This is a genomic window from Heyndrickxia shackletonii (assembly GCF_001420715.1).
In the GTDB taxonomy this organism is placed as follows: Bacteria; Bacillota; Bacilli; order Bacillales; family Bacillaceae_C; genus Margalitia; species Margalitia shackletonii.
In genome coordinates this window covers 394,710-407,909 of sequence record NZ_LJJC01000004.1, presented here as the reverse complement: position 1 = coordinate 407,909, position 13,200 = coordinate 394,710, and the positions used below count along the sequence as shown (strand labels likewise).

Annotated in this window: 10 protein-coding genes; 4 read left to right on the top strand and 6 right to left on the bottom strand. The window is 40.5% G+C overall.

All coding sequences use genetic code 11. The features are described from left to right. Positions 1–211: 211 nt before the first annotated feature. The gene (locus AN964_RS02085) at positions 212–1,312 is read right to left on the bottom strand and encodes a citrate synthase/methylcitrate synthase (protein WP_055738133.1); all 1,101 of its coding nucleotides are present in this window, start codon (positions 1,310–1,312) and stop codon (positions 212–214) included. Between the two features lie 110 nt (positions 1,313–1,422). Between AN964_RS02085 and AN964_RS02080 the strand changes: the two genes are divergently transcribed. Then, entirely contained in the window at positions 1,423–2,301 is an 879-nt protein-coding gene (locus AN964_RS02080) for a LysR family transcriptional regulator (protein ID WP_055738132.1), read from the top strand. Between the two features lie 271 nt (positions 2,302–2,572). Then, the gene (locus AN964_RS02075; protein ID WP_055738131.1) at positions 2,573–3,214 is read left to right on the top strand and encodes an aspartyl-phosphate phosphatase Spo0E family protein; all 642 of its coding nucleotides are present in this window, start codon (positions 2,573–2,575) and stop codon (positions 3,212–3,214) included. Positions 3,215–3,237: 23 nt separating this feature from the next. Here AN964_RS02075 and AN964_RS02070 read toward each other — a convergent pair whose 3' ends face one another. From AN964_RS02070 to AN964_RS02060, 3 genes are all read right to left on the bottom strand, one after another. Continuing rightward, positions 3,238–3,762 (bottom strand): GNAT family N-acetyltransferase, encoded by a 525-nt coding sequence (locus AN964_RS02070; RefSeq protein ID WP_055738130.1) that lies wholly within the window; start codon positions 3,760–3,762, stop codon positions 3,238–3,240. A 65-nt stretch (positions 3,763–3,827) separates the two neighbouring features. Further along, positions 3,828–4,835, bottom strand: coding sequence for a C45 family autoproteolytic acyltransferase/hydrolase (locus AN964_RS02065; RefSeq protein ID WP_055738129.1), 1,008 nt, complete (start codon positions 4,833–4,835; stop codon positions 3,828–3,830). A gap of 165 nt (positions 4,836–5,000) precedes the next feature. After that, positions 5,001–5,975 carry a nuclease-related domain-containing protein gene (locus AN964_RS02060; protein ID WP_055738128.1) on the bottom strand — a complete coding sequence of 325 codons (975 nt, stop codon included), beginning with the start codon at positions 5,973–5,975 and terminating at the stop codon, positions 5,001–5,003. Positions 5,976–6,416: 441 nt separating this feature from the next. Between AN964_RS02060 and AN964_RS02055 the strand changes: the two genes are divergently transcribed. Continuing rightward, the gene (locus AN964_RS02055) at positions 6,417–6,737 is read left to right on the top strand and encodes a transposase (protein WP_055738127.1); all 321 of its coding nucleotides are present in this window, start codon (positions 6,417–6,419) and stop codon (positions 6,735–6,737) included. Between the two features lie 17 nt (positions 6,738–6,754). Continuing rightward, a complete protein-coding gene (locus AN964_RS02050) occupies positions 6,755–7,672 on the top strand; it encodes an IS3 family transposase (protein WP_152982338.1) in 918 nt (305 codons plus the stop codon). Between the two features lie 262 nt (positions 7,673–7,934). Here the strand turns inward: AN964_RS02050 and metH are convergent, their stop codons facing one another. Both metH and AN964_RS02040 read right to left on the bottom strand, forming a co-directional pair. Continuing rightward, positions 7,935–11,375, bottom strand: coding sequence for a methionine synthase (gene metH, locus AN964_RS02045; RefSeq protein ID WP_055738125.1), 3,441 nt, complete (start codon positions 11,373–11,375; stop codon positions 7,935–7,937). After that, positions 11,356–13,200 carry a bifunctional homocysteine S-methyltransferase/methylenetetrahydrofolate reductase gene (locus AN964_RS02040; RefSeq protein WP_055738124.1) on the bottom strand — a complete coding sequence of 615 codons (1,845 nt, stop codon included), beginning with the start codon at positions 13,198–13,200 and terminating at the stop codon, positions 11,356–11,358. The genes metH and AN964_RS02040 overlap by 20 nt, the downstream gene beginning before the upstream one ends.

The window sequence follows — 13,200 nt, the reverse complement described above, 5'->3', positions numbered from 1 at the left end:
ATTACTCCTATTATAATTGTTCAGTTAGCGCATAATGGCTAGCGTATTTCAACGTCTCATCGAAAACTATGGAATCCGGCGCTGCATATTTCGTACTGTCATTTTTAAAGACGCATGAAAGCACGAAAAAGTTACAAAAAGAATAACTCAACTTTCGACATTATTTGAAAAAAGAAGGCTGCCGAAAAAATGGCTGCCTTCTTTTTGAAGTTTAAATTTCCTGTAATTCGGGAAGCTTTCCAATATATTGTGATTCAGGTCGAAAGAGGACATTATGTTCTGCTTGTTCCAAAACATGTGCAGTCCAGCCAACTACACGGCTTGCCGTAAAAGTTGGAGTAAATAGTTCGTCATCCATATTAATGGAACGCATGACAGCTGCAGCAAAAAACTCTACATTCGTATATAATTTCCTTCCCGGTTTATATTCCTCTAACAAACGAATGGCCGTTTCTTCAACATACAAAGCCAAAGCAAGCCAAGGATCATTTTTTCCGACCTCTAATGCCTTTTCCTTCAATGCGAGAGCTCTCGGATCTTTTGTTTTGTAGACACGGTGGCCGAACCCCATGATGCGTTCGCCTTTTTCTAATTTGGTTCGAAGCCAGTTTTCCGCATTTTCCTTTTTGCCAATTTCATTCAACATTATGGTTACGTCTGAAGGTGCCCCGCCATGCAAAGGTCCTTTCATAGTTCCAATAGCCGAAGTAATCGCTGAAACCATATCGGATTCAGTGGAAGCAGTTACTCTTGCGGAAAAAGTCGATGCATTCATACCATGTTCCAGCGTTAATACCATGTAAGTTTCCAATGTTTTGACATGAACATCCGACGGTTTTTCTCCTGTTAACATATATAAGTAATTTTCAACATGACCATATTCCTGATTTGGTTTTATTGGTTCCAGTCCATCCCTTTTTCGTTGCCAATAGGCAATGACAGTCGGCATAATAGCCGTCAGCTTAATCGCTTGATCAATTGTCGGCTTCCATTGATAGCTTGCATCCCCCATTGCTGAGATGACCGTTCGTAAAACTCCCATTAGCTCCATATTGATTGGCAGCTGATCAATAATTGTTTCTATATAAGAAGGCAGCTCTCTATGTTTTTTCAACTGTTGGTCTAATTGGTTCGCCTCTTCAGATGATGGTAATTTGCCATGCCATAGCAAATATGCTGCTTCAACAAAGGAATGATGGATGGCAATCTCTTTTGCCGCATATCCCCGATATACTAAATGCCCCTTTTCTCCATTAATATAACTAATCGCTGTTTCAGCAGCTATAACCCCTTTTAATCCGTGTTGAATCATGATCCTTTCCTCCTTTATCGCTTTGAAATTAGTATACGTGCTATAATTGATAAAAAAAATTAAATAATTTTTATTAAATCAATTAAGTATGTTAATCAGGAGGTGCTAACTTGGATTTAAAATGGATACGCACGTTTATTACTGCCGCAAAGCATGAAAATTTTCGAAAAACGGCTGAGGAGCTCTTCATTTCGCAGCCAACTGTCACGGTTCAAATCAAACTTTTAGAGGAGGAAATCGGCAGCACTTTGTTTCAACGTGATGGCAGAAAGGTGACAATAACAGAGGATGGAAGAAGATTTTTACCTCATGCCGAGAAGCTATTAGGGGTTTACGAGTCGGGAATGTCCGATTTAAACCGTTTTCGGCAAGGCTTTAGTCAAAAACTTACATTAGCCATTTCCCCGCTTATAGCAGAAACCATTATGCCGTTTGTTTTAAAACGCTATATGACCTTACACCCGGAAATTGAGATTAATCTGCAGGTGGTTGATTCCGAATTTATTGCAGATGCCGTTTTAAATGGAGAAGTTGATTTAGGACTTTCCAATCAGCATACAAAGAATTCTGATTTAATTTGCCGTCCGTTATATGATGACCCTGTTGTTTTGATTGTCCCTCATGACGGGAAAGACAGCGAAACCGCTCCGCCATTGGACGCCGAGGATTTGCTGCAAAAAAACTACTTAATTACTCACAATCATCCTGAATACTGGGATCAGTTACTGCATTCCGTTCGTGCGGTGGTGCCCGCAGTTCGGACGATGGCCGTTTCGCAAGTCAATGTAACCAAACGGTTTATTATTGAAGGGTTAGGCATTTCGTTTTTGCCCTCCTCCACTGTGCGCAGAGAGCTTTTAGAAGGAAGACTGTTAGAGGCACCATGCCCTTTTATCAATCTGCCTAATTCCAAGACATATGCCCTTTTAAAATATGAACATCCTAAAGAAACACAATTTCTCGAATTTTTAAGTCAATTTCGTTTCTAGTTTTCCATAATAAATGTTCAAAAGATTCATTTTAAAGTATAATTAGTAAAGCGGAAGGGCCTTGCTCATAGGGCGTACAGATTTCGTTGTCACAGGCGAGACCAACGGAAACACAGAGAGTGATGGTGACTTATTGTAGAGGAGACGGAGATATCCGCTAGCCGACGGCTGCTTGCGCTAGACAATTATTATTGGTAAATAATTGATATTAAAAAAAACTTATACTTTCCTATCTTTTAAAAATATGATGGAGAACAGAAGGTAGATATGAATGATCAAGGATATCATTGAATTTAAAAGAAATCAGCTATATGAAACCATTGGTCTTGTCGGATTAACAGCGGAAGAAACCCTCACCATTAGTAAAGAGCTAGAAAGATTTATGAATTATCATGCGAAAATCAACGGCAAAACCACCGACATGCAAACAAATCAAGCAAAAATTCATGTTAGTGTTTTACTTAATATATTAAAGGTTATTTCAAAAGAAAAACTTGATCTGCCATTCGAATTGAATGACCAATTTTTAAAAAAAGCGGAATGGATTCGGTTTGACATGGCACATACACTGTTACATGCAATTATAGAAAATTATGGTTCGGAAATAGAAGAGTATATTGGAGAATGTGTACCTATCCATGGTATATTTCCAAAAGAGGTTCAAAGCTTTCATGAATCCTTAAAACATTTAGACACTATTTTTCACTTAAACCATAAAAGTCCTGTCTATATCGGCGAATATTTGCCTTTTATGGATATAAAAAATGAAACAGTCCTATTTTGTTATACCCCTCATTACTCATCCGCCTTTAACTACGGAATTATTCAGGGACTTTCTAAAAAATTCAATCACTCTTTAAAAGTGAAAATACTAGATCACTGTAACGGCGGACAGTTTAAGATTGTGGGTTAAGCTCAGGGTTAGAACCTGAGCTTTTATATTTCAATCCAAAATCGTCTAACGATATTCCCATCTTCTTCTGCGAAACTACTATCTTCTATTCCGCCATTATTTAAAATTGTCTTCGCAGAACCAATATTATTTTCATCACAAGTTACAAGAACTTTTGTAATTCCCAGCTCCATTACTTTTTCCAACGATAAGGCGAGAAGCTTTGTTGCATATCCTTTTCTTCTTTCAGACGGACGAATCCCGTAGCCAATATGGCCACCTGTTTGTAATAGTTTCTCTGTTAAGCTATGGCGAATATTAACCGCACCTATAACTCTATTATTTTGATTGACGAGCCAGTAAGTAGAATCCGGCACCCAGTTAGCAGGCAGATTATCACCTTTTTCCGCATCTAATAAAGACTGGACCATGCCTGCAAAATCACTCGGGTCTTTGCTGATAACCCAAGGCACCATATTTTCACCGGTTTCCTTCCATTCCTGATAAAAAGATAGGTACTCGTTTTTTAACTTTACAGTTGGCTTGATTAATATTACTTCACTACCCATAGTTTGACCCCCATATATAAATTGCATCTAGTTTACCATAGGGATGCATGAATGAATATAGAAATTTAGCTGTGGACAATGGTACCGCTTATTTCATTTGGTAAGGATAGCGAACCGTTTAGCCATTCTTTAAAGGAAAAAGCAAGTGGATTACTTTCACTGCCAATACCAATCATTACTCTGAGATCTTGTGGTGAATATAGGACTGTATGCAGGGTGCCAAAGTACTCTTTATAATTTTGGAAAAATAGCGGAGAGTCATGGTGATTAAAACGATCAAAAGTTTCTTCGGGAGTAAGCTCTTCCTTCATTAAGGCTTGAAGATAATTCTTCCGTTTTACGGAGCCTTGCAGCTGCTTTTTATTTTTTCTGAGTAAGGTTTTGGTTTCAAAATGATTAGTGCAACTAAGAGGTTGAGTGTGAATAATTTCCTGCTGTTGTGGAGTTGCCTCAACAATAACACTGTTCCCATGTTTGTCCGTAATCGAATAATTATAACAATATCCATGGGGAACCTTCTTAATTAACTGAATAGCTTCCGAAGCAGTTGCGCATTGGTCTAAGACCATTCTAACTATTGTGGTTGCAAGAAAGCCCTGTTGTTTGTACGCTTGATTAACAAAATGCAGGCCAATAACAAGGCCCTTTTCATTCATCCCGTCCAGCCTGCCGATAATGTGCTGACTAAAGCCTATACTCGCAAACCCTTCATTAGGTTGTATAAGTACAAGTCTCGCATCATATAATTCCGGGCTAAAATCATAGTTGCGGAGATAGTAAGAATCTTTCACTAATGTGGAACATCCCATTTCAGGAAATGTTACGTCATATCCACTGTAAGCACCTATAGCTGTGGAAAGCGGCAACTTTAGCCCTTCTGCTAACCCTTTCAGCTCCTCTAATATTTGTGATGAATTCTTCTCTAAAATTATTTGGGCATTATTAGTAGCATCTTTGTTTTGAAGAGTTTGAGAAATACCCTGCGATATTTGCTGACCTTGTTTGAACCCAATTTGATAGAAGCTTCCTCTTAATCCTATTACTTTTACTTTTAATTCCTGCTCTTTTTGCACCTGCAACCCCTCCTGATTTAGTTGAATAACGGGCAATATTAAATCTACTTCATCCAATTGTTCGTTTTGATACCATTCTAAAATGGGACTGGTCGGATCACATCCCCTTTTAGAATAAGTTACACCTTAAAGCTACTTGAAGGTCAAGAGGATTTTTCACTTTTGCTAGTCCCAATCATCGAACTGAAGCTCATATACTCTGCCTTTTGTTGTGCCTGAATAAGGGAGGTTCATATCTATTAAAAGCTTTTGGACAATAGATTCAGAATCAGATTTCAAGAATTTTCTTGCCTCTTTATTAGTTATGGTAGGTTTGATTAAGAGACAAAAATCTTTTAATGTATCAATCTGTGCGTTTTTATTGGATGTTTGACATTTTGGACAGAGCCATTTACCCCACTTTCTTTCCATAGGTAAGCAGAAACATTTCGGACAGTGAACACCTAATAAGATTTCCGATTTTGAAATGTTATATTTTTGAAGAACATCGGGATGCTTAGGGGTGTGGTGCTTTAATAACAGTTTGGAGAGTTTACGGAGTTCTTTTTTAGTTAATTTTTCCTCTCTATATATTTGACTTAAATGATTTACTTTTGACAGGAAATTGGTACTTCGAGTAACGGTTTGTTTGTAGCTAAAACTATTTGGTGTGAATTGAATAAAAGAAGAGGGATTTGTCAAAACCACTAATGTTTCAATAGGAATTGATTGGAACTTATTATTTTCTAGCCATTTTTTTAATTGGAACCTTTGATGGTTAACTTGCAATACTGGATCCGGGAAGATTTCAATTTCATCGTTGTAGTCTCTGATCAATTGATTGGAGTCCTTGTCAAAGGTGATTTTTCCGGAAATGTGTTTTACTTCAAGAATGAGAAAAAAGGTGGAAGAAAGGATAACAATATCCATTTGAAAGTGATGTGAATTGCCTAGAAGCCTAATATGATGAAGAATGAGGTAATTTTCGTCGGGAAGAAATGATAAATAATACTCCATCGACTGTTCTCCTTTAAATCCTGTCAATTTTTTTGCCAAATCCTTTTCAATTTGCGAACGTTTAAGGTGGTTATTGGGTAATCTTCTTAGTAATGCCTGCAATGCTACAATCTCTGCTTCCATTTTTTTCGGTTTTACAATCAAAATATCACTCCTTTTGTATCTTGATAGTAAATTTCTTCACCAATTTGCAGATATCCTCCCTCTTTAAAAAATAATTCCGCCAAATTTCTGCATAATCCCGCGAATTTTTATTATAATCCCGCCAAATCTGACAATAATCCCGCGAATTTTTACTATAATCCAGCCAAATTAGACAATAATCCCGCGAATTCAAAAACCCCCNACGGAAGTTAAGCTTCTCAGCGCCGATGGTAGTTGGGGGCTCTCCCCCTGCAAGAGTAGGACGTTGCCAGGCAAACAGAGAAAGTCACAGATTTCGATCTGTGGCTTTTTTATTTCTGTATGAGGGGTTCAAAGTCCTGGATCGTGCAGTTCGGGGATAACTTCTATTTAGCCCCCTAACTCGTTTGGACACCTACTTCGTAAGATATTACAATAAATATATCCGAGGGGGCGTATAAAATGAGTAAAAGAAGAGGGCCGATAGAAGAAGTAAAGAAAAATTATGTACGCATGGCTTTAGAATCTGGAAATATGGCATTTGTAGCACGTAAAACTGGTGTAAGTCAATCTACTCTAAAAGCTTGGGTGAATCTATATAGGAGTGAGGTGGAGGCTGAAATGGAACAGGAGGGGGTTAATCCTCTCTCTTCTTCACCTTCTAATAATGACCTTCAAAAAAAATATGATCAAGCAATGAAATTGTTAGGGGAAAAAGAGCTGGAAGTGGCGATGCTTCGTGACATGTTAAAAAAAAAGTTTCCGAACTTTCCGAGAGAGTAGAATTAGCTCACGAATGGATTCAGGAGGGATTCCCAGCTAAACGGGTCCTTAAGATTGCCTCTGTTCACCGTTCTACCTATTACTACCGTCTCTCTCATCCTAAAGGAATGAAAAAAATAAAAGGTGGACGACCTGTACCTGGATTTTCCCGTACGCAATCGAACAAAAAAGTGAGCGACAAAAAGATAAAAGGCTATCTGATGAAATTGATGGAGAGGAAAGAATGCGTCTATGGCTACAGAAAGCTTACTCGAAGTTTAAGAAAGAAATACAAATTAATCATTAATAAGAAAAAGGTTTATCGCCTATGCAAGGAATTGGATATCCTGGTGCCTCAACGGGAGAAAAAGGGGAAGATTCCAAGAAAACTAGCGAAAAACAGAGTGGTTACAGGACCAAATCAGCTCTGGCAGCTAGATATTAAATATGGTTATGTGACAACTTCACGACGTTTTTTCTTTCTTGCCAGTGCCATAGATGTTTTTGATCGTTCCATTGTTGGTTATTTTAAAGGGACTCATTGTGAAGCAAAGGATATTACGAAAATGCTTCAAAAGGCGATGTTAAAGCGTGGAGTTCATATACCTGACTCCGACGATGAAAAAGCTTTAATCATTCGAACGGATAATGGCCCTCAATTTTGTAGTACACATTTTAGAGATTTTTGTGAGAATCAAAAGGTTTTTCATGAACGAATTCCACCCAAATCACCTAATATGAACGCATATATAGAGTCTTTTCATAGTGTACTAGAAAGAGAGTGTTACCAGCCAAACGAGTTTGTAACTTTTGAGCAAGCATATAAAACGGTTGATGAATACATCAAATTCTATAATGAAGAACGGTTCCACGGTGGGCTAAAAGATAATACACCAAAGGAGTACTACGAAAAGTGGCAAAATAAAACCCTAGAACCAGTTAGGTTAGCCATGTAAAACCCTATATCCTGTAGATTTTAGGTAAAAGGAGCCCTTTTACCTAAAATCTACAGGCCACCAAGCGATAGCGCGGTAGATAAAATGGAAAACTAAGAAAAACAGAGAATTCCAAAGTAAGTGTCCAAAATTAAGGGGTTAAACCGNAGCGCGGTAGATAAAATGGAAAACTAAGAAAAACAGAGAATTCCAAAGTAAGTGTCCAAAATTAAGGGGTTAAACCGCCCCCTTTCAAAAAGGGGAGTCAAACCGATAACGACATCTATAATACATTAAAATACCTCGCCTCCGGATGTGCAAATACAATCGCTGTCACTGCTGCCTCCGGTTCCATCATAAAGCCTTCCGTTAAATGCAGACCAATCTTCTCTGGCTGCAATAACTTAAATAGCTTTGCCTGGTCCTCTAAATTCGGGCATGCCGGATAACCAAACGAGAACCGCTGACCTTGGTATTTCGCGGCGAAGCGCTGCTGCATGGTAAAGTCAGGTGCATCAGGGAATCCCCACTGATCACGCATCAGTTGATGGACTCTTTCGGCAAAGCCTTCCGCAAGCTCTAAAGCCAACGCTTGCAATGCATGGCTTTGTAAGTAATCACCTTGCTTTTTCAATGCAGAAGCAAATTCGCGGATATTTTTTCCGGCCACAACCGCAAACATCCCGACGTAATCCATCACTCCACTATCCACTGACTTCAAATAATCGGCCAAACACAGATACGGAGCTTGCTCTTGGCGTGGGAAGGTAAACCGCTCTATTTCCACACCAGGATTCTCAGGGTCATAAATTATCACATCATCCCCATCCGATTGAGCCGGGAAAAACCGATATAATGCGGATGGTTCCAGCAAGCGATCTGATTTTGCCTTCATCAGCAACTCATCTACTTGCTCCTTCAATTTCACCGCTTTTTCATCTTGCTCCTCCAAAAGCCTTGCAACTTTTCCTTTCAATCCTAAATGATGTCCAAGTAGCATTTGCATATTCACATAAGGCTCAATATGTGCAACCGAATAATTCCGTAAAATATGCTCCTTTAAATCAGCTGGGACAAATACAGGACCATCCGTCGAAATTGGCGAACGCACCGCTATTTTCCGTTCCGGCCTCGTCACCTTATGCTCAATTTCCGCCTGCTTTAATTTCCGCTCCCTTTGTTCCTCCACCAAAACCTCGCGCTCATCCGCATTCAATACACGATTCGCTAAGGATAGCCCATCCATCGCATCCTTCGCATACACAACAAGTCCATTATATTCTGGGGCAATTTTATTAGTAGTAAACTTCCTCGAAAGTGCCGCTCCCCCGACTAAAATTGGAAGGTCAATCCCGGCCTCCCGTAAATCCTGTGCTGTCAGGACCATTTGCTGTGCGGATTTGACAAGCAATCCGGACAATCCAACCACATCCGGCTTCTCTCTTCTAACCGCTTCAATCAAATCAGCCGGTGCCACCTTAATTCCAAGATCCACTACATCATAACCATTATTGGATAAAATGATATCGACTAGGTTTTTCCCGATATCGTGCACATCCCCTTTTACCGTTGCAAGGATAACCTTTCCCTTCGAACTTGACTCCACGCTTTTTTCCATAAAAGGCTCTAAAAAGGAGACGGATGTTTTCATGACCTCCGCACTTTGTAAAACCTCAGCGACAATCAACTGGTTGTCATTAAATAGCCGCCCAACCTCCGCCATCCCATCCATTAACGGACCATTAATTATTGCCAAAGGGGAAGGATACTCCTCAAGTGCCTGTTGCAAATCCTCTAGTAAGCCTTCCTTTGTGCCTTCCACGACATAACTTGCCAGGCGCTCCGCTAGACTCAAAGTTTCAACCGCTACCTTCTTCTCTTTCTTCTTCCCACGGTAAAATTCCGTAAAAACCGCTAGCGCATCATCACTCGTTTCAAATAATAACCGCTCCGCCATGCGTACTTCTTCCTCTGGAATTGAGGCAAAACGCTCAAGCTTTTCGGTATTCACGATGGCATAGTCCAGTCCAGCTTTCGTACAATAATATAAAAATACAGAATTTAATACTTCGCGCCCTGCAGGAGGTAAACCAAAAGAAACATTGCTTACTCCTAAAATGGTTTGGCACTTAGGAAGCCTTTCTTTAATGAGACGAATCCCCTCCACTGTTTCCTTTGCCGCACAAAAATATTGTTCATCCCCTGTTCCAGCAGGAAAAACAAGCGGATCAAAAATAATATCGCTTGGGTGAATCCCATATTTAGTAACTAGTAAATCATAGGACCGCAATGCGATTTCGAGCTTCCTCTCAGCCGTTACTCCCATTCCAGCCTCGTCAATGGTACCAACGACGACTGCACCGCCGAATTGATGAATAAGCGGGGTTACTTTTTCAAATCGTTCTTCCCCATTTTCGAGATTAATAGAGTTAATAATATTTTTCCCTTGGCAGTAGGTAAATGCCTTTTCGATTACTGCTTCATCTGTCGAATCTATCATTAAAGGAACTTTTACTTTTTTCACAACCTGTTGGATGAATTCCTCCATATCCTCCATTTCTTCACGGTCGGGATCCGCTAAACAGATATCAATAATATGTGCTCCATTTTTCACCTGGGCACGGGCAATTTCGCTCGCTTCTTCATATTTGCCTTCCGCAATCAATCCTTTGAATTTCCGTGACCCAATCACATTTGTTCGTTCCCCTACAAATAGCGGCCGCACACTTTCATCTTCATAAATAAAAGGCTCAATTCCGGAAACAGCATGTGGGTGCTCCTCATTTGGAATTCTTGGCATTACATCCTTTAACGCTTCTGCCAGTGCTTTTATATGTTCAGGTGTTGTCCCGCAACATCCGCCCGCAACATTCAGCCAGCCCTTTTCTGCAAATCCGCGGATCTTTGCAGATAACGATTCCGGTGATTCATGATAATGTCCCTCTTCATCAGGAAGACCCGCATTCGGATAGCAGCTTACAGCGGTTGTCGCTAAGCCGGATAATGCACGAATATGATCAGACATAAACTCTGGACCTGTCGCACAGTTCAATCCGACCGCTACGGGATTCATATGTTCCACGGAGATATAAAAAGCTTCAATGCTTTGCCCTGCAAGTGTCGTACCCATCGGTTCAATCGTACCGGAGATCATCAGCGGAACTTTCACACCCAATTCTTCCAAAGCAGCACAAATTCCTAAGTATGCAGACTTTACATTCAACAGATCCTGTGATGTTTCCAGTAAAAGAACATCTGCACCACCTCGAACTAATCCTTTCGTCTGCTCATAATAAGCCTGCCTCAGCTGGTCAAAGGTTGCTCCGCCCGTAACAGATAACGTTTTTGTCGTTGGTCCCATTGAACCGGCAACGAACCGCGGCCATTCCTCTGTGGAAAATTCATTCGAAGCTTGTTTAGCTAATCGTGCAGCTTTATAATTTATTTCCTCTGCTAAATGACCAAGACCATATTCATCAAGGACAATACTTGTCGCTCCGAATGTATTGGTTTCAATTACATCAGCACCTGCCTGTAAATAAGCGCGGTGAATATCGGCGATAACATCCGGGGCAGTAATCGTTAAGTACTCGTTACAGCCTTCATACTCTTCCCCGCCAAAGTCTTCAGCTGACAACTGCTTCGCTTGGATCATGGTCCCCATCGCACCATCAAGAATAAGTATTTTTTTCTTCAACTGTTGTTCAAATAACGTTAGTGCCATGGGCCAGTTTCTCCTTTTCGTGTACATAATTTACACAATCCACCGTTAAATCATAGCGTGTAAAAGGTGTAATCAAATAAATGCCATTAAAATATTTCATCGCTGCATCAACCAATGTCTTCGAAATCGATAAGCTTTCCTTTGTCGCTTGAACTGGGTCATCCTTCACCCTTTCCATAACTTCTAAAATTTGCTCTGTTAATGTTATACCTGGAACTTCATGATGAAGGAAGCTCGCATTTCGGTAGCTTGTTAAAGGCATGATGCCAATGTAAATCGGCACCTCCAAATGCCTGGTTGCCTCATAAACTTCTTCCATTTGCTTTTCATTAAAAAGCGGCTGGGTAATGAAATAATCTGCACCGCTTCGAACTTTTTTCTCTAAACGAGCAACAGCACGATCCAAATTACGCACATTTGGATTAAAAGCAGCTGCCACAGAAAAGGAAGTTTTCTTTCCTAAAGACTTACCTGAATAGGAAATTCCTTCGTTAAATTGCTTCATCATGGCAATCAGATCCATGGAAGATAGGTCATAGACAGAAGTAGCTCCCGGAAAATCGCCAATTTTTGAAGGGTCGCCGGTCACTGCTAAAACTTGATTAATCCCGAGAGCATCCAGCCCCATCAAATGGGATTGGAGTCCAATTAAGTTCCGATCCCGGCAAGTAATATGAACAAGTGGACGAATATGATGCTGCTCCTTCAGAATCGTTGCCATAGCGACATTGCTAATACGCGGTGAGGCAAGGGAATTATCGGCCATTGTTAAAGCATCAATACCCGCTTCCTTTAAACAGTTAGCCCCTGCGAAAAACGCTTCCGTTTGTAAATGCTTTGGTGTATCAAGTTCCACAATAATCGATGTCCGTTCTTTCACAATCTCATGCAGCGGAGGTTCCTGATCTACATGGGAAGCGAGGACTTCAATCTTTGGGCGAATCGGTTTCACCGTTTTTTCCTTAATAGGCTGCAGCCCGCGGACTCCCTCCGCAATTGCCTTAATATGCTCCGGCGTTGTACCGCAGCAGCCCCCTATCAGGCGTATCCCCTGTTCCACAAGCCGTACGGAACAACTCTTAAAGTACTCAGCATTTTTTGTAAAGACATACCTGCCATCCTCGTAATCTAGCAGACTTGCATTTGGATATGCCGATAAAAATGCCCTGTTAGGCAAGGGTATCTGCTCAAAGGATTGGATCATATGATGAGGTCCTAATCGGCAATTCAATCCGACCACATCCGCCCCAAGCTCTTCTAACCGCAGTAGTCCGTCTTTCACATATGTTCCATTTTGCAAAACCTCTGGTTCTAATAAGGAAAATTGCGCAATAACCGGTACATCCGCTTCCTCCTTCGCAATTTCCACAACTGCAAAAAGCTCCTCCGCATCATAATAGGTTTCGAGCAATATCCCATCGACCCCTTCATGGAGAAGATGATAAAGCTGTTCCCGAAAACTGCGCTTAATCTCGGCAAGAGTGATGTCCGCCTTGCGAAAACCGCGGTATCCTCCCATTGAACCGAGTATATAAGTATCTTTGTTCGCAGCCTGCTTGGCAATCCGGACCGCTTCTATATTGATGGCTTTTACCTGCTCCTCCAGACCATACTGGCTTAATTTATAGTAATTAGCACCATAGGTATTTGTTTGGATAACCTGTGCACCCGCCTGTATATATGCTTGATGAATATTAAAAATATCCTCGCTATGGGATAAATTAAATTCCTCGTAGCATGTATCTTTTCCGTAGGAGTAGAGAAGCGTTCCCATGGCACCATCCGCAACTAAAATAGAGTTCTTTAGTCTATCTAATAAGTTCAT

Bases quoted from the DNA above. Each gene is read 5' to 3' on its own strand.
- AN964_RS02085 (WP_055738133.1), bottom strand. From the start codon at position 1,312: ATGATTCAACACGGATTAAAAGGGGTTATAGCTGCTGAAACAGCGATT.
- AN964_RS02075 (WP_055738131.1), top strand. From the start codon at position 2,573: ATGATCAAGGATATCATTGAATTTAAAAGAAATCAGCTATATGAAACC.
- AN964_RS02070 (WP_055738130.1), bottom strand. From the start codon at position 3,762: ATGGGTAGTGAAGTAATATTAATCAAGCCAACTGTAAAGTTAAAAAAC.
- AN964_RS02055 (WP_055738127.1), top strand. From the start codon at position 6,417: ATGAGTAAAAGAAGAGGGCCGATAGAAGAAGTAAAGAAAAATTATGTA.
- metH (WP_055738125.1), bottom strand. From the start codon at position 11,375: ATGGCACTAACGTTATTTGAACAACAGTTGAAGAAAAAAATACTTATT.
- AN964_RS02040 (WP_055738124.1), bottom strand. From the start codon at position 13,200: ATGAACTTATTAGATAGACTAAAGAACTCTATTTTAGTTGCGGATGGT.